Genomic DNA, 17,556 nt, shown 5'->3' on the forward strand with positions numbered 1-17,556 from the left:
TGAGTCGGCTATGAGGAGAGAGAAATGGAGAAACAATATTTAACCGTTACAGCGTTAACACGCTATATAAAAACAAAAATAGAATATGATCCGCATTTACAGTCTGTTTGGTTAAAAGGTGAAATTTCCAACTTTAAAAATCATAGCCGTGGCCACATGTATTTTACATTGAAAGATGAAAATGCAAGAATCGCAGCGGTTATGTTTGCGGGTCATAATCGTAATATTAAATTCAGACCTGAAAATGGGATGAAGGTACTCGTGAAAGGGAAAATTTCTGTTTACGAGGCGAGTGGTTCTTATCAAATTTATATTCAAGACATGCAGCCTGACGGAGTCGGAAACCTGCATTTAGCTTACGAACAATTAAAGGTTCGTTTAGAGGAAGAAGGATTGTTTTCTCAAGTTTATAAAAAAACAATCCCTCCTTATGCGAAAACAATAGGTGTGATTACGTCACCAACAGGAGCAGCGATTCGTGATATTATAACAACGATTAAACGTCGTTATCCAATTGGAAATGTTATTGTGTTTCCAGTACTTGTACAGGGGGAGTCAGCAGCTCCCTCAATTGTACAAGCGATCCGTACAGCGAATGAAATGGAAGGGATAGATGTCCTAATCGTTGGGCGCGGTGGAGGTTCTATTGAGGAATTGTGGGCGTTTAACGAAGAAATGGTTGCAAGAGCTATTTTCAAGAGTGAGATCCCTATTATTTCAGCAGTAGGCCATGAAACAGACTTTACAATTGCGGATTTTGTTGCCGATTTAAGAGCACCAACACCAACTGCAGCGGCTGAGCTGGCAGCGCCTAATATTATCGAGTTACAAGAAAAGGTATTACAAAGAACTCTAAGGTTGCAAAGAGCAATGAGAGAGTTAGTACATAAAAAAGAAGAAAAACTACAAGTATTGCAAAAATCTTATGCGTTCCGTTATCCAAGACAAGTATATGAGCAAAAAGAAGAGCAATTGGATAGAGCGTTAGAACAGCTTGTGTTAGCGAAAGAGCGCTATATTGATAAAAAGGTAAATCAGTTAAAACAGCTTTCATTTTATTTAGAGAAGCACCACCCATCTCAAAAAATTATGCAAACAAAGGTAGCAGTTGAAACATTGCAAAAGCAATTGCAACGTGAAATGCAAACGTTACTCCAAACGAAAGAATTTGCCTTTGTAAGAGCTGCTCAAAAACTTGAAGCGCTAAGTCCGCTTAAAGTAATGATGAGAGGGTACGGGCTTGTATATGATGAAGAGAAGCAAGTGTTAAAAAGTGTGAAAGATGTTAGCCTTGGAGATGCTGTTTCAGTTCAATTACAAGATGGAATATTAGATTGTAGCGTATCAGGAATAGAGGAGCGTGAATTGAATAATGGAAAATAAATTAAGCTTTGAAGAGGCAATTTCGCAACTTGAGCACCTCGTTTCTAAATTAGAGCAAGGTGACGTACCTTTAGAAGAAGCAATTTCTTATTTTAAAGAGGGTATGGAATTATCTAAGCTTTGTGATGAGAAGTTGAAGAACGTACAAGAACAAATGGCAGTTATTCTTGGGGAAGATGGAGAGCTTGAACCGTTTACTGCTTTAGGAGATGAAGCATAGTGACAATTGCTTTTGATACTTTTTTGAAAGAAAGTAAAACTTTCGTAGAAGAGAAGCTTGTAAGCTATGCAAATGAATTACAATGTCCAAATGTACTTCGTGAAGCGATGGCATATTCTTTGGAAGCGGGTGGAAAGCGTCTCCGCCCGTTACTTTTATTTGCAACATTACAAGCGTTTGGTAAAGAAAAAAATCTTGGTGTAGGTGCAGCTTGTGCTCTTGAAATGATACATACATACTCGTTAGTTCATGATGATTTACCTTGTATGGATGATGATGATTTAAGAAGAGGGAAGCCCACAAATCATAAAGTATTTGGTGAAGCGATGGCAGTTTTAGCAGGAGATGGTTTGTTGACATATGCTTTTCAAGTTATTATGGCATATGAGCAAAAGGAAATCTCTGCTGAGAAAAAAGTAAGACTTGTACTTGAGCTTGCAAAGGCGGCAGGGCCAGAGGGAATGGTTGGCGGACAAGTAGCAGATATGGAAGCGGAAGGGAAACAGCTTACGATTGATGAGCTAGAGTATATTCATAAGCATAAGACTGGGAAACTACTTGAATTCGCTGTACTTGCAGGGTCGATACTTTCTAATGCCACAGAAGAACAGGAAGAAAAATTACTTGAGTTTGCAAAATATATCGGCCTAGCTTTCCAAATTCGAGATGATATTTTAGATGTGGAAGGAACTGAAGAAGAGATTGGAAAACCGATTGGTAGTGATGTTTCCAACGAAAAGAGCACATATACGACGTTATTTACTGTAGATAGAGCAAAGGATATTTTAGAAGAAACGATTGCAAAAGCAAAAGATGCTATTAGTTCCTTGCAATTACAAGATGAATATTTACTATCTATTTGCGATTTGATTGCAAAACGTAATAACTAATATAACAGCGTTTTCATTTGTTGAGTCATTCATCATTTTATGATATAAATGTAGGAAAAGGTTTTTCTTTTCTTGTTATTGGCAAAAATATATGTAGATTACATTGCCGTTATCACTTCGTGTTAGCGGCTATTTTTTTCATCGCCTAAAGAAATATGGTTTATAATAAGATTAGGGCGCAATAGACTGGTTAATAGCAGGACAAGGTGAAAAATAAAAAAAGAGAATTTCTTGTTTTGTGTAAATGTTTTTTATAATATTTGACATGTTGACAGATTATGAAATGAAAGTGAGTGATCCATGTGGATCTAACGCAAATTCAAAACCCTAGTTTTTTGAAAGAGATGTCTATCAGTGAACTAGAGGGATTGAGTGAGGATATTCGTAAGTTTTTAATTGAAGAGCTCTCTCAAACAGGTGGACATATTGCGCCTAATTTAGGTGTAGTAGAACTCACAATTGCTCTGCATAAATTATTTGATAGTCCGAAAGATAAATTTTTATGGGATGTAGGACATCAATCCTATGTACATAAAATTTTAACTGGACGTGCAAAAGAATTCGGCACATTAAGGCAATATCAAGGTCTATGTGGTTTCCCAAAACGTTGTGAGAGTGAGCACGATGTATGGGAAACTGGCCATAGCTCGACATCATTATCTGCTGCAATGGGAATGGCTCTAGCACGTGATTTAAAGAAAACGAAAGAATATGTTATACCAATCATTGGTGATGGCGCTTTAACGGGCGGAATGGCTTTAGAGGCATTGAACCATATTGGACATGAAAAAACAGACATGATTGTTATTTTGAATGATAATGAAATGTCAATTGCGCCAAACGTTGGTGCGCTTCATAATGTGCTTGGACGTCTACGTACCGCAGGAAAATACCATTGGGTAAAAGATGAGCTAGAGTATATTTTGAAGAAAATCCCAGCTGTCGGTGGGAAAGTTGCTGCGACAGCAGAGAAAATAAAAGATAGTCTTAAATATTTACTAGTATCTGGTGTCTTTTTCGAAGAGTTAGGCTTTACATATTTAGGTCCAGTCGATGGACATGATTATGAAAAGTTATTCGAAACGTTGCAATATGCAAAGAAAACAAAAGGCCCAGTGCTTGTTCATGTTATTACGAAAAAAGGAAAAGGTTACAAACCAGCTGAGAGTGATGTTATTGGCACTTGGCATGGAACAGGACCTTATAAAATTGAATCAGGTGACTTCGTTAAACCGAAAGAAGTTGCACCAGCATGGAGTGCTGTTGTTAGTGAAACAGTACTTAAGTTAGCGAGAACGGATGAGCGTATCGTTGCAATTACACCTGCAATGCCTGTTGGATCGAAACTTGAGAAATTCCAAAAAGAATTCCCAGATCGTATGATTGATGTAGGTATTGCAGAACAGCATGCTACAACAATGGCAGCGGGTATGGCAACGCAAGGTATGAAACCATTCTTAGCGATTTATTCAACATTTTTACAAAGAGCTTATGACCAAGTTGTTCATGATATATGCCGCCAAAATTTAAATGTTTTCATCGGAATTGATCGCTCTGGTTTAGTAGGAGCAGATGGGGAAACGCATCAAGGTGTATTTGATATCTCATTCTTACGCCACTTGCCGAATATGGTACTTATGATGCCAAAAGATGAAAATGAAGGGCAACATTTAGTATACACGGCGATGCAATATGAAGATGGACCAATCGCATTACGTTATGCGCGAGGTAATGGACTTGGCGTTCATATGGATGAAGAATTAAAGGCGATTCCAATCGGTTCATGGGAAACGTTAAAAGAAGGTACACAAGCAGCTATTTTAACATTTGGTACGACAATACCAATGGCAATGGAAGCGGCTGAGCGTCTTGAAAAGGCTGGAGTTTCAGTGAAAGTAGTGAACGCTCGCTTCATTAAACCAATGGATGAAGCATATTTACATGATCTCTTAGGAAAAAACATACCAATTTTAACGATTGAAGAAGCTTGCTTAATTGGTGGTTTTGGAACAGGAGTAGTTGAATTTGCGTCTGAGAACGGGTACCATAGTGCGTTAGTTGAACGAATGGGTATTCCAGATCGTTTCATAGAGCACGGTAGTGTAACAAAATTATTAGAAGAAATCGGTTTAACGACAGATGCTGTTGTAGACCGTATTCATACAATGATTCCATCAAAACAAAAAAGGGCGTAACAAATGAGTGCGAAAAAAGAAAGAGTAGATGTACTATTAGTAGAGCGAGGGCTTATAGAAACACGTGAGAAAGCAAAACGCGCCATTATGGCCGGCCTTGTATATGCGAATGAGATGAGATTGGATAAGCCAGGGGAGAAAATCCCACAAGATACAGAGATTACGGTGAAGGGGCAAGTTATGCCGTATGTAAGCCGTGGTGGTTATAAACTTGAAAAGGCATTAGAGACATTTCATCTTGATTTACAAGATAAAGTTATGATAGATATTGGTTCATCAACTGGTGGCTTTACCGATTGCGCGCTTCAAAATGGAGCGAAATTATCTTATGCATTAGATGTAGGGTACAATCAACTTGCGTGGAAATTGCGTCAAGATGAGCGTGTTGTCGTAATGGAACGAACGAACTTCCGTTACGTAACACCAGCAGACTTAGAACGTGGTTTACCGCAATTTGCTAGTATCGATGTTTCGTTTATATCATTAAAACTTATATTGCCAGTTTTAAAAACAATGCTTATGCCGAATGGGGATGTAGCAGCGTTAATTAAACCGCAGTTTGAAGCTGGAAGAGAGCAAGTTGGTAAAAAGGGTATCGTTCGCGATCGAAAAGTACATGAGGCTGTCGTAGAAATGATTGTCGACTTTGCTATAAAAGAAGGATACGACGTAGAAGGCTTAACATTCTCACCGATTACGGGCGGGGATGGTAATATTGAATTTTTAATTCATCTGAAATGGCATGGTGAACGTGAGAAGGGCGAAAATCATTCTCCAATTTCTGTTGAGCAAGTAGTTACAGAGGCACATGATGTCCTAAAACAAAAAGGGAAAGGGGAATAACATATGTTGTTCCTCTTTTTGTTGTAATTGTATAATGATTGTAAAAACAATTGTGTACAAGTAACGAATTATAAGTTAACATAAATAAGTGAAGTATACCAATGTTTAAACTATGGTAAGAGATAGTGTGAGGTGCAAATGTATGAATAAAGGTCAGCGCCATATTAAAATCAGGGAAATTATTGCGAACAAAGAAATTGAAACACAAGATGAATTAGTTGATATTCTACGTAATGAGGGATTTAATGTAACGCAAGCGACAGTATCGCGCGATATTAAAGAATTGCACTTAGTGAAAGTGCCATTACATGATGGTCGCTATAAATATAGCTTGCCAGCAGATCAACGATTTAACCCGTTACAAAAATTAAAACGCAATCTAGTGGATTCATTTGTAAAATTAGACACGGCAGGACATATGCTTGTGCTAAAAACATTGCCTGGTAACGCTCATTCACTTGGAGCACTTATTGATCATTTAGAGTGGGATGAGATTATCGGAACCATTTGTGGTGATGATACTTGCTTAATTATTTGCCGTACACCTGAAGATACAGGTGTTGTCTCTGATCGTTTCTTAAATATGTTGTAACAAAAAATCTTGTTTGCTTTCCTCTGTAAAGTGGAAAGTGAACAGGATATTTTTATTGGTTAAAAACGTGAATTCTTAATTGTAATATAATATTTTCTTTGAATAAAATTAGGAAATAGGTGGATTGACCCGTAAAACAAATGTTTGGTACAATGGAGCGGTTAGAAAAGTAATTTATACATACAAACATATAGTATGACTATTTGAATAAAGAACTGAGAAAAGCCCTTCATAGGGGATTAGTTTATAACGAGGTGAATGGGGCATTGTTATCGGAATTATCGATTAGAAACTTTGCTATTATTGAGGCATTAAATATTTCTTTTCAAAAAGGATTAACGGTTTTAAGTGGTGAAACAGGGGCCGGAAAATCGATTATTATTGATGCGATTAGTTTACTTGTAGGTGGCCGTGGTTCAGCAGAATTTGTTCGATACGGAACAGAAAAAGCTGAGATAGAGGGGCTATTTTATGTGGAAGATGATAAACATCCATGTATTGAAAAAGCAGAAGAGTTGGATATAGAAATAGAAGACGGCATGATTATTTTGAAGCGTGATATCGCTGCAAACGGAAAAAGTGTATGTCGTGTAAATGGAAAACTAGTTACCCTTAGTGTATTAAAAGAAATTGGAAAAACACTTGTTGATATTCATGGACAACACGAAACACAAGACTTAATGAATGAAGAACGTCATCTATTTATGCTCGATCATTTTGATGGAGAGCGTATCGTTAAACAATTAGATATATACCAAAACGTATATGCTGACTATGAGAAATTAAAAAAACAGTTGAAATCGTTAAGTGAAAATGAACAACAAATGGCGCATCGCTTAGATTTAATCCAATTTCAGCATGAAGAAATCCGTAAAGCGGATTTAAAGATAGATGAAGAAAATGACTTAACTGAAGAACGATTGCAAATTTCTAATTTCGAAAAGATTTATAAAGCATTAGGTGACGCGTATCGCTCGTTAAGTGCTGACGGACAAGGGTTAGATAATGTACGAAGCGCAATGGGACAAATGGAGAGTATTACACATTTAGATGAAGTGTATCAAGAAAATCATGATTCCATTGCCAATAGTTATTATTTATTAGAAGAAGTTGCCTATCAACTAAGAGAAAAGCTCGATATGATGGAATATGATCCGAATCGCTTAGATGAAATTGAAACGCGTTTAAATGAAATTCGTATGCTAAAGAGAAAATATGGAAATACTGTAGAAGAGATTTTAGCGTATGCTGATAAAATTGAACAAGAAATTTTTACGATTGAAAATAAAGACGTTCATATTGAAACGACGAAGAAACAGTTGAAGGAATTAGAAAGTGTTATTCTGAAAGAAGCAACGTTGTTAAGTAATATGCGTCATGAACTTGCAGAGCATCTTACAAATGCCATTCATCAGGAATTAAAAGAATTATATATGGAAAAAACAAAATTTGAAGTGAGAATTATGAAGCGAGAAGGAAATGCAGAAGAGCCTCTCGTGGAGGGAGCACCGGTAAGACTTACAGCGGATGGTTACGATCATGTGGAATTTTATATTTCAACAAATCCGGGTGAGCCGCTAAAACCACTTTCAAAGGTTGCTTCTGGCGGAGAGTTATCCCGTATTATTTTAGCTTTAAAAAGCATTTTTTCTAAGCATCAAGGTGTTGCATCTGTTATTTTTGATGAAGTGGATACTGGTGTAAGTGGCCGGGTCGCACAGGCTATTGCGGAAAAGATTTATCGAGTATCAGTAAACTCACAAGTACTTTGTATTACGCACTTACCTCAAGTAGCTTCAATGGCGGATTCGCATTTATTTATTCGAAAACAAGTAGCAAATGATCGAACAATTACATCAGTTACCGTTTTAACTATGGAGGATAAAGTAACAGAAATAGCTCGAATGATTTCTGGTGTGGAAATTACAGATTTAACGACAGAACATGCGAAAGAATTACTTACGCAAGCGCATCATTTTAAACAGACAGCAGAGGCTATCCAGTAATGGATAGCTTTTTTTCTCAAATGATGATTTCTTAATTCTTCCGGTTATAAATAAAGCATTGCAAGGAGAGATTAAAAAGTGAAGCCAAAAGGCTGAATGTGGGGTAGGAGCGAGGAGAGTGAACAAATTGAAATTAGAAAGATTTCGCAAAATAATAGGTATTTTTCTCCTTGTTTCTTTAGTTTTTATTGGGTGTTTTAAACCGCTTCGGACGTTTATTTCATCTCCGAAGCAACTTGTTGTTTTTGAAGGACAACAATCAGAAATAGCTTCATTACCAGTATTTAAAGCTTCATCTACAGATCGTCATGTGTTTACAGTAAGTTCAAATGAACAAAAACAAGGACTTATGGTAAATTCTCATCAAAATGGTGAAGCAGATATGGTGTTTCAGCTTGCTGGTTTTCCAGTGAAAAAAGTAAATGTGAGAGTATTAAAAGATTTCAAAGTTATTCCAGGTGGACAATCAATTGGTGTAAAGTTAAACACAAAAGGGGTACTTGTTGTAGGCCATCATTTAATTCAAACTGAAAAAGGGAAAGTATCTCCTGGTGAAACAGCTAGTGTGCAAATTGGAGATATGATTACTGAAATTAATGGTAAAACAATTGAAAGAATGAGTGATGTAGCACCATTTGTTCATAATAGTGGGGAAACAGGCGAACCGCTTAATCTCGTTTTGCTAAGGGATGGAAAGCATATCCGCACTAAATTAACACCACAAAAAGACAGTGGAGAATCGTCTTATCGCATTGGTTTATATATTCGTGATTCGGCAGCTGGAATCGGAACAATGACATTTGTTCATCCTGATTCTATGAAATATGGGGCACTTGGTCATGTTATTTCTGATAATGATACGAAAAAGCCGATTCAAGTCGAAGATGGACAAATTATGCGTTCGACAGTTACATCAATTGAAAGAGGTAGTCATGGGAATCCAGGGGAGAAATTAGCGAGGTTCTCACCTGATCGTGAAGTGATTGGCAATATTACAATAAATAGTCCATTTGGTATTTTTGGCAAATTGAATACAAATATGACAAATGGCGTAATGGATAAAGCAATGCCTATTGCACTATCTCATCAAGTAAAAGAAGGACCAGCAAAAATATTAACGGTTATTGATCAAGATAAAGTGGAAGCGTTTGATATTGAAGTTGTGAGTACAGTACCGCAAAAGTTTCCGGCAACAAAAGGCATGGTAATAAAAGTAACAGATAAACGTTTATTAGCGAAAACAGGTGGTATCGTACAGGGGATGAGCGGAAGTCCAATTGTACAAAATGGAAAGGTAATTGGCGCTGTTACACATGTATTTGTAAATGATCCAACATCAGGATATGGTGTTCATATTGAATGGATGTTACATGAGGCTGGAATTAACATTTATGATCAAGAAAGAAAAGCGAGCTAATTAATAATTAGCTCGTTTTTCTATTGAAAAATTCGTTGAAATTTTGTAAAAGCTCCGCAAGAGGTGTTTTTTGTTGTAAAATAAAAGGAAAGGGTTGAACGTTTCGTTGTTTTTCTATGATGGAATGTGTTGCGAAAAGGAATAAATAAACGATAAACATATTTTTTTGTGATTTTATCGGAAAGTAACAAACTTTAAAAGGGAATTTTCACACAATTGTCGAACAATTCATGTAGCCTAGAAGGATACACATGTCGGAGAATCGATTCGGTAAGGGAGGAAAAGCTGTGGAGAAAATTAAAGTATGTCTTGTGGATGATAATAAAGAATTAGTATCAATGCTAGAGAGTTATGTAGCTGCTCAAGAGGATATGGAAGTAATTGGTACTGCTTATAATGGTCAAGAGTGTTTAAATTTATTAAAAGATAAGCAGCCGGATGTACTTGTATTAGATATTATTATGCCACATTTAGATGGGTTAGCTGTACTAGAGAAAATGCGCCATATTGAAAGGTTAAGACAGCCTAGCGTAATTATGTTGACAGCGTTTGGACAAGAAGATGTGACGAAAAAAGCAGTTGACTTGGGTGCGTCATATTTCATATTAAAACCATTTGATATGGAGAATTTAACGAGTCATATTCGTCAAGTGAGCGGTAAAGCGAACGCTACTATTAAACGTCCACTGCCATCTTTCCGATCAGCAACAACAGTAGATGGAAAACCGAAAAACTTAGATGCAAGCATTACGAGTATCATTCATGAAATTGGTGTGCCTGCTCATATTAAAGGGTACATGTACTTAAGGGAAGCAATTTCTATGGTGTACAATGACATCGAATTACTGGGATCTATTACGAAAGTATTGTATCCAGATATCGCGAAAAAATATAATACAACAGCGAGCCGCGTTGAGCGTGCAATCCGTCACGCAATTGAAGTAGCATGGAGTCGTGGGAATATCGATTCTATTTCGTCCTTATTCGGTTATACAGTATCTATGTCAAAAGCAAAACCTACGAACTCTGAGTTTATCGCGATGGTTGCGGATAAGCTGAGACTTGAACATAAAGCTTCGTAAACACTGTAGTATCAAGGTGTTAAGTGTATTTCATAATAAAATTTAATAACCAACGAATTACGTATGTAGGCAATAAAGTACCTAGGTAATTGGCGGTTAATTTAAAAACCTTCTATTTATTGGATTGAAATTTTGATTCCAATAGCTAGGAGGTTTTTTTGTTGTATGAATAACTTTCAGATGAACGTTGAAAACTTTTTGCTTCATTGTGATGCAAAGCATTTAAGTAGGAAAACAATTCGGTCATATGACCAAACGTTGAAGTTATTTGCTTCATATTTAGAAAGGGAATTAAAGATTACGGATGTTGATAAGGTAAAACCTCTTCATATTCGGACGTATATTAAATATTTAAGGGAACGTGGTAAATACACATTTACATCTAATACAGCTAGTGAACAAATTAATTATCCAACACGTAGAACTGATTACGGAAAGACCATTAGCGAAACAACAATTGCTAATTACCTTCGTAATATTAAGGTGTTTTTCAACTTTTTAGAAGCCGAAGAGGATATTGCTAAGAATCCAATATCTAATATTGAATCAATAAAGCCGCAACGGAAACAAAAGATATTGTTATCAGTAGATGAAATAAAGAAAGTGTTGTATTCAATTGATATAAGTACATTCCATGGGTTTAGAAGTTACGTCATGATTAAACTTATTTTAGATACAGGCATACGTGCAGGAGAATGTTGTAGTATGCAAGCCGAAGACCTAGATATAAAAAATAAAAGTATCTTAATTACGAATCCGAAAAATAAGAAACAACGATATGTTTATTTTTCTAATATCATGGCTAACGATTTAAAACGTTGGTTGAAGTATAGGGATAGATTTAGTGATGCAGAGTATTTGTTTCCTACGATAAGAGGGACAATGTTGAACGTCAATAATTTTGAGGCGAGTATTAGAAGTATTGGTAAAAAGGTAGGTGTACATTTCACACCTCACCAATTAAGAAATAACTTTGCAAAGTATTACATTCTTAATGGTGGTGATTGGTTTAGCTTGTCTAGGGTATTAGGTCATTCATCGGTAGAAGTAACTCAAAGGGCGTATTTAGACTTTACTGATGATGAGATTAAAAATAAATATCAACGTCATTCACCATTAGCAAGTATGAAATTTTAAGTGAAAGAAAAAAGTCACCTACTGCAATAGGCGACTCAAAGTTAAAAGTTGTGTATTAAAACTAAATACCGGATATTCCGTACATTTAGCACTTGTATTATACCATTTTTGAAAAATGGATAGCAAGGGGCTTAGTTAGTTATTGTCTTCTTGTGGGTGTATGTATAGGGATTTCCGAACGTGGGAATGACCTAACACCACGATAAATACATTGAACAGGTGAGAACCAGCCAACGTCAGAAAATGGGTTCGTAGGCACGTTAGAAGCTTTCCTCGTTTGCTTGTGTCTAGTCTATGTGGAGAACGCACATAATCAGTTTGGTAGTTGCTTGGTGTACTACGGTACAGGTAGCGACGAATAAGAAAGATAACATTAGGTTACGAGTAATTAAGGATACGTCAGCAGTACAATTCCTTTCCTAAGTTTTTCAGCATGTTGGACAAGCATGACATGTTAAAAGTTCGTTGTAGGTGAAAATCTAGTGTTCAAACGAGGTGTTACTATACGGATTCCTTAACCCGATAGACCATGAGAAGTGACAATGAACGTCTGCTTTATATCGCATTAACCTTCTTACTTATGCGATATAAGGTAGTCATTCTATGCCCTAGCCGTTGTCCTGTATCCTCATCCCATGATGAAGGACAGACCACCAAAGTCAATGTGTCTAATTAATGTTTTAAAAAATATAAGGAATGAATAAAAAGTAAAATATGGTAAAATTAAAGGAGGTTAATGTATAGGGGGATTGGAAGATAATTATGAAGAATAATACGGTTTCAATATTGGCTAATTGTAAAGATGCATTAATTAATACATATGAAGAGTATATTGATTTTGAGTACGAGGATTATGATTTTAATTTTAATGGATATTTAACTGATGAGGAATATAGAGAGGCTAGAATAATAGTGGGTAGGGTATACAAAGAGTTAAAATTGAATTTGCCCCAAGAATTTACTGATAGCCGGAGTGTTAGAGAGTTTATATATTCTGTGTGGCAGAATCCTAAGTATTCTAATTACAAGGTTCATCAAGTATTTGGAGAGATAGCAAATATGTTTAATCCTGTATTAGACCATTTAGAAGAACAATGCTTAGAAGTTCAGATAATAAAAATTGAATGTGATATTCCTAATGAATTAACGTATGAACACATAGTAGAGGATTTAAAACAATGTGATAAAAGAATAGACGACGGAGATTATTCAGGTGCTATAACAAGGGCACGAAGATTAATTGAAGGCGTCTTTAAAGAAATTATATTTAATATTACCGGTGAAGAAGTAGTTGGTAATGAAAGTTTGCCGAATTTATTAAAGAAAGTACAAAAATGTTTAAATCTAGACCCCAGTGATGAAAAACTAGCGAAACCATTAAAAGAAGTGATAAGTGGACTGGTTAGTGTGGTTACTGGATTAAATATGATTCGAAATAAAGTAGGGGACGCCCATTCAAATAATTCAAACTTGAGTCTACATCATGCGTTATTAGTCGTTAATGCTACTAAGACGTTGGTTGCTTTTTTATTTGATACATTTGAGTACCAGCGAGAGAAAGGAAAAATAGTTGCCAGTTTGTAAAAGGTGAATTAAAATTCGAAATTTGATATGAGGTGGGAGAATTATGGCAGGGAAAGAGATATCTCTACAATATGCAAGGAATATCGTTGCTTTAAAAGTGATTCCTGAAATGGAAGAAGGTAGTCAATACTACGAATATATGATAAAGCAAACGTTACAAGAATTACTAAGTTATATAGAAGAGGTGGAGGGTACATTCAAGAATAAATTAAATGGCGGGGGATTTATTGAAGAAAGACGAATGTCGACAGGAGAACGTATCGAACACCTTAAACCCGAAAAATTTGAAGAATACCGGAAATACGAACAGGTATTTCCACAAATAGCTAGATATTCATTGCTTACAAGTATATATAGTTATACGGAAGAATGGTCTCTTGATGCTTGTAGAAAAGCTGAAGCTGCATTAGGATTATCTCCTACAAAGCTGGACTATATCCAATCAGCCAAGGAGGATGGTCTAGAGTCTTCTGTAAAAATAGATTTTTCTGGTTTACAACAAGAATGGCAAATAATCAATGATTTTCGTGAAGTTCGAAATTGTATCATTCATAGCCGTGGAAACATTAATAATCAATATTACAAAAAAGGAAATAAACTTCAGTCATTACAAGCAGCTGTGGGACGCCTAACTAGCGAGGGTGTTAGTCTTCAACAAGACGATATATATCTTGAAGAAAAAGTTTGTGCTGAATTTATTAAGGCGGTTTCTAGGTTTTTTGAGGAGATATATTTACAAATTGAACGAAAAGTGAAGGCTAAAAATGCACCAAAAAAGTAAGAAAGGTGTGGAGAGGGAGGATTGCTTTTGAAAAGAAAGGAAAACGAAGATTTAGATTTGGTAGAAAATAAAAATAGAATTTTAACACGTGTCATTTAAGGAGTAAGGTAGTTAGCATGGATATAAATATCCATGCTTTTTTGTTTATTTCAAGTATTAATTAAAGCATATTCAAATCGTAAATATATGATTAAACATGCTGTTTTATACTCAGTAATAGATGCTGAACTTAGTGTAAAAGTATAGTTGTAATTATACAGGAAAAATAATTTTTAATTTGCTATTAATTAATGTGACAAACTAACGAAAAATATTGTATTTATTACTGTATAAGAAGGAAAAGAAGGTAATACTACGCAACAATATATTATGAAACCTTACGTAATATTAACTATTAGCATTTAGTATCTTCTAAAATTAATAAACCTTGCATCAAAGAAAGCCTACGGTACGTAAAACCTAATAACGATGACAACCAAGAAATTAATGGAAAAGAGTGGGGGCGAAATAAGACATGGTTGTACGACTGAAGTTAATCAGTTACTCGTAAGCGGCGATATGCTATAGACGAATAGTATAGTAGTTGTCCTAGCTATAACTGGACGTAGCCAATGCAACCAATCTCAATTCGAGACCTCGGCATCTAAGCCAGTATGAAAAGCGTAAGACCTAAAAATCAAGACCTTTTTAATGGGTTTTAAAAGATTAAAAGAGATTGAAAATGAAATATAGATGATGTTAATTAGAATGGTGGAGGACGTAGACACTTGAGTATTCAGGGGGGTGGAACGTAGTGGAAAACGCATGAAACAGAAAGGGTTCAGCAAACGAAACGAAGTGAAGTGCGGTAGTAATTATACGAAATGAAGAGTGAGAACCATATAGGGGAAACGAAAAAAGGACGCTTAGTTTTAAAGAACCAAACGTCAAAATGAATAGATAAATAAAATAAGTACATAGAAGGGGAGTTATTCCCTAACTTATAATGAGTATATCATAGAATTAGGTTATGAAGAAAACTAGATTGGAAATGAGGGGAATAATTTTGATAAAGATTGATATTCCTAAGAGTTCTTTAAGTATTCCTGTATCAGGCATTCATAAAGTAAACTCGGATTCAGGGGTTTATTTCATGAGGGATTCAAGTGGGAGAATTGTTTACATTGGAGAGGCTTTGTATTTAAGGAAAAGGCTTACTGAACATATGGCTGGTAAAAGTGGTACTACAAAGAGGTTTTGTCATGTATTTCATTCTATTGATGTGTTTTATTGTGATAGAAAAGACCGAAAAATTTATGAAATATACGCTATTAACTTATATAACCCAATTGGAAATGTTGAGGGGAATGAGTCAGCTAGTAAAGTGGAATTGAAAAAGAGACGAGAGGATTGGATAAGGAGTTTATAACGAGAGATAAAAAGAGAAAAAGCGTCAAGACCAAAAGGCAAGAAGCAAACGGTAGTAAAGAGAAGGGGGAGTCTGTTCATCTTACGATAAACCGTTATTAAAGATAAAAGATACAATTCGACCTAAAGGTCTCATTGGGACTATCGTCCTTGACGTTGTTAAAAAGAAGATTAATTAACTCTTTTTTCAACAAACTATACGATAAATGATAAGAGTTGCTTCCTCTTTTGCTGCTGTTAGTTAAATAGTTTCCTTCTTTTGCCCGCGGCTTTTTGTCGTGGGTTTCTTTTTTGAAAATAAATATCCCAATCTGTCTAATTCCTTTGGTAAAACACTGGTTTAGAAGGGTATAAGGTTAGGGAAAGTTTTCTAGCTTCCCTTACTTTGCCAATCTTTTCAGATACAGCTATCAAGTTGTGTTCCTACCTAAAAGTGGGCGTCGATATTCGGCGTCCTTTTTCTATTTCAAACAACAATCAAATTAAATTTCACATACACATTGGAGGTCATATCATGGAAAAAAATAAAACGTTAGATATTATGTTACACGGCAAATCAATCAGATTCTTCCGTTCTTTAAAAGGTGTGTCTTGTAGAGAACTAGCCGAAATCAGTGGGGTTAAACAATCCTCATTACATAAATTCGAGACAGGTCGCCGTAGAATCACTAAACTAGCCAATTTCCGCATCATACGGGCATTGCAAAGCATGCACTTGGATTTAGACGAAATACTCGTAATTAACTTGTATGTAGTCCAAAAACACGGGGGTATCACATCAAATGAGTAAACAATTAACACAGCAACAAAAGGACTTTGTGACAGAAGCCTTTTACAGAAAGCGAAGTGGCGAAAGCTATTCTAGGATTGCCGAATCGCTTGGTATTAATCGTCGTACCTTGTTCGCGTATAGAGATTGTGAAGAAGGTCGTCAAATTGAAAAGGAATTGCGTCAGAAACTCATTGACCAAGCGTATGAAGAAATAATGGAAACGGTCATTGATAAAGCAAATAAAGGGTCGTTCCAACACGCAAAATTGTTTATGCAGGTTACTGGAAAATTGAAGAATGAAGAAGTTAACGTGAAACAAGAATTGAACGTTACGAAAGAAATAACGCCGGATATCTACGCACAAATAGACGCGGCACTAAATTTATAGGGGGACATGGAATTATGGGAATTAAAACAACATTAGAACAAGCAAATGAGATTATTGAGAAGTACGAAGGTAAACGATTGGAGTTACAAAACCAACTTGTGAAATTGGATGAGGATATCCGTTACATGCAGGGCGAAGTAGAAGCCGATTTTCAGAACGCTGTAATGAATGATGGCAGCGTTAACACACGATTAAAGAACGACCTTGATGCATTACTCGTTACACGCGACCAAGTGGTGACCATGCTTCGTGATTTTGATGGGTTATTACAAAATGCTTTAACTGGACTTCGTGATGAAGTACAAAAGGAAACACAATCTATTGTAAATGGTATCCGCAATAGAGAAGCGGAACTAGAGAAAGAATTGAAAGGTGCAAAATTAGCATACTTACAAAAGGTAATTCAGTACCATGATGAATTTGGCAAAGCTTCATCCGAATTATTGAAATACCGTCAGCTTAACGAACGTCTAGGTCTTCGTGAGGTCGATATCCGCGGTAATCATATTATTGATTTAGATAGTAGTATTCAGCGTGGTAATCACTTCAAGGCGTTATTTGACCCTACCGTTAATGAAGTAGGCGATTCGTTGTATATGGGGACACTCTCTTATCCGGCACAACAATACGCAAGTACAATCAAATAAGTATCACAGCGAAGCCCTATGACGTTTAAATACGTTGTAGGGCTTCTTTTTCTTAATTTACTTGGGTGGTTTTACAACACGCACACAGACGCCCTAGACGCTTTAAAACACTTGTACAAGTCCACGTAACCGCCCAAATACGCACTAAATATAGTTACGAAAAATGAGAACAAATCCCACAATAACCCGCGTCATTGCTGGCTTTATCCGTC

Annotated in this window: 16 protein-coding genes; all 16 read left to right on the plus strand. The window is 36.0% G+C overall.

What is annotated here, in order from left to right; all coding sequences use genetic code 11:
• Window positions 1-24 precede the first annotated feature (24 nt).
• The 16 genes from xseA (at window position 25) to QCI73_RS06745 (ending at window position 17,344) form a co-directional block, all read left to right on the plus strand.
• A complete protein-coding gene (gene xseA / locus QCI73_RS06670; RefSeq protein ID WP_000415266.1) occupies window positions 25-1,383 on the plus strand; it encodes an exodeoxyribonuclease VII large subunit in 1,359 nt (452 codons plus the stop codon).
• Complete coding sequence (xseB, locus tag QCI73_RS06675; RefSeq protein ID WP_000428423.1) at window positions 1,373-1,603, plus strand: exodeoxyribonuclease VII small subunit; 231 nt, start codon at window positions 1,373-1,375, stop codon at window positions 1,601-1,603. Before xseA ends, xseB begins: the two co-directional genes overlap by 11 nt.
• Window positions 1,603-2,493 carry a (2E,6E)-farnesyl diphosphate synthase gene (ispA, locus tag QCI73_RS06680; RefSeq protein ID WP_000150362.1) on the plus strand — a complete coding sequence of 297 codons (891 nt, stop codon included), beginning with the start codon at window positions 1,603-1,605 and terminating at the stop codon, window positions 2,491-2,493. Before xseB ends, ispA begins: the two co-directional genes overlap by 1 nt.
• A 302-nt stretch (window positions 2,494-2,795) precedes the next feature.
• Window positions 2,796-4,688, plus strand: coding sequence for a 1-deoxy-D-xylulose-5-phosphate synthase (gene dxs, locus QCI73_RS06685; RefSeq protein WP_000366459.1), 1,893 nt, complete (start codon window positions 2,796-2,798; stop codon window positions 4,686-4,688).
• A gap of 3 nt (window positions 4,689-4,691) precedes the next feature.
• Window positions 4,692-5,531, plus strand: a complete 840-nt coding sequence (locus tag QCI73_RS06690) for a TlyA family RNA methyltransferase (protein WP_001274741.1) — start codon at window positions 4,692-4,694, stop codon at window positions 5,529-5,531.
• A gap of 142 nt (window positions 5,532-5,673) precedes the next feature.
• Complete coding sequence (gene argR, locus QCI73_RS06695) at window positions 5,674-6,123, plus strand: arginine repressor ArgR (protein WP_001032581.1); 450 nt, start codon at window positions 5,674-5,676, stop codon at window positions 6,121-6,123.
• 266 nt (window positions 6,124-6,389) lie between these two features.
• Complete coding sequence (gene recN, locus QCI73_RS06700) at window positions 6,390-8,129, plus strand: DNA repair protein RecN (RefSeq protein ID WP_000947749.1); 1,740 nt, start codon at window positions 6,390-6,392, stop codon at window positions 8,127-8,129.
• Window positions 8,130-8,247: 118 nt separating this feature from the next.
• Complete coding sequence (gene spoIVB, locus QCI73_RS06705; protein WP_353822674.1) at window positions 8,248-9,546, plus strand: SpoIVB peptidase; 1,299 nt, start codon at window positions 8,248-8,250, stop codon at window positions 9,544-9,546.
• A gap of 287 nt (window positions 9,547-9,833) precedes the next feature.
• The gene (gene spo0A, locus QCI73_RS06710; RefSeq protein ID WP_014297988.1) at window positions 9,834-10,628 is read left to right on the plus strand and encodes a sporulation transcription factor Spo0A; all 795 of its coding nucleotides are present in this window, start codon (window positions 9,834-9,836) and stop codon (window positions 10,626-10,628) included.
• 165 nt (window positions 10,629-10,793) lie between these two features.
• Window positions 10,794-11,765 (plus strand): tyrosine-type recombinase/integrase, encoded by a 972-nt coding sequence (locus QCI73_RS06715; RefSeq protein WP_254979683.1) that lies wholly within the window; start codon window positions 10,794-10,796, stop codon window positions 11,763-11,765.
• Between the two features lie 762 nt (window positions 11,766-12,527).
• Window positions 12,528-13,349, plus strand: a complete 822-nt coding sequence (locus tag QCI73_RS06720; RefSeq protein WP_061535591.1) for an abortive infection family protein — start codon at window positions 12,528-12,530, stop codon at window positions 13,347-13,349.
• A gap of 43 nt (window positions 13,350-13,392) precedes the next feature.
• Window positions 13,393-14,130 carry a hypothetical protein gene (locus QCI73_RS06725; protein ID WP_061535590.1) on the plus strand — a complete coding sequence of 246 codons (738 nt, stop codon included), beginning with the start codon at window positions 13,393-13,395 and terminating at the stop codon, window positions 14,128-14,130.
• 1,045 nt (window positions 14,131-15,175) lie between these two features.
• Window positions 15,176-15,538 carry a GIY-YIG nuclease family protein gene (locus tag QCI73_RS06730; RefSeq protein ID WP_353822675.1) on the plus strand — a complete coding sequence of 121 codons (363 nt, stop codon included), beginning with the start codon at window positions 15,176-15,178 and terminating at the stop codon, window positions 15,536-15,538.
• 513 nt (window positions 15,539-16,051) lie between these two features.
• Complete coding sequence (locus QCI73_RS06735) at window positions 16,052-16,327, plus strand: helix-turn-helix domain-containing protein (protein WP_353822676.1); 276 nt, start codon at window positions 16,052-16,054, stop codon at window positions 16,325-16,327.
• On the plus strand, window positions 16,320-16,697 hold the full coding sequence (locus tag QCI73_RS06740; protein WP_353822677.1) for a phBC6A51 family helix-turn-helix protein: 378 nt from the start codon (window positions 16,320-16,322) through the stop codon (window positions 16,695-16,697). Before QCI73_RS06735 ends, QCI73_RS06740 begins: the two co-directional genes overlap by 8 nt.
• Window positions 16,698-16,711: 14 nt before the next feature.
• A complete protein-coding gene (locus QCI73_RS06745) occupies window positions 16,712-17,344 on the plus strand; it encodes a hypothetical protein (RefSeq protein WP_353822678.1) in 633 nt (210 codons plus the stop codon).
• The last annotated feature ends 212 nt before the right edge of the window (window positions 17,345-17,556 follow it).

The organism is Bacillus cereus group sp. MG16, assembly GCF_040459875.1.
GTDB lineage: Bacteria > Bacillota > Bacilli > Bacillales > Bacillaceae_G > Bacillus_A > Bacillus_A paranthracis.

Excerpts from the sequence above, each read along its gene's own strand:
- QCI73_RS06690 (WP_001274741.1), top strand. The coding sequence starts at position 4,692 with ATGAGTGCGAAAAAAGAAAGAGTAGATGTACTATTAGTAGAGCGAGGG.
- argR (WP_001032581.1), top strand. The coding sequence starts at position 5,674 with ATGAATAAAGGTCAGCGCCATATTAAAATCAGGGAAATTATTGCGAAC.
- QCI73_RS06715 (WP_254979683.1), top strand. The coding sequence starts at position 10,794 with ATGAATAACTTTCAGATGAACGTTGAAAACTTTTTGCTTCATTGTGAT.
- QCI73_RS06720 (WP_061535591.1), top strand. The coding sequence starts at position 12,528 with ATGAAGAATAATACGGTTTCAATATTGGCTAATTGTAAAGATGCATTA.
- QCI73_RS06745 (WP_353822678.1), top strand. The coding sequence starts at position 16,712 with ATGGGAATTAAAACAACATTAGAACAAGCAAATGAGATTATTGAGAAG.
- QCI73_RS06725 (WP_061535590.1), top strand. The coding sequence starts at position 13,393 with ATGGCAGGGAAAGAGATATCTCTACAATATGCAAGGAATATCGTTGCT.
- QCI73_RS06735 (WP_353822676.1), top strand. The coding sequence starts at position 16,052 with ATGGAAAAAAATAAAACGTTAGATATTATGTTACACGGCAAATCAATC.
- xseB (WP_000428423.1), top strand. The coding sequence starts at position 1,373 with ATGGAAAATAAATTAAGCTTTGAAGAGGCAATTTCGCAACTTGAGCAC.
- QCI73_RS06740 (WP_353822677.1), top strand. The coding sequence starts at position 16,320 with ATGAGTAAACAATTAACACAGCAACAAAAGGACTTTGTGACAGAAGCC.
- xseA (WP_000415266.1), top strand. The coding sequence starts at position 25 with ATGGAGAAACAATATTTAACCGTTACAGCGTTAACACGCTATATAAAA.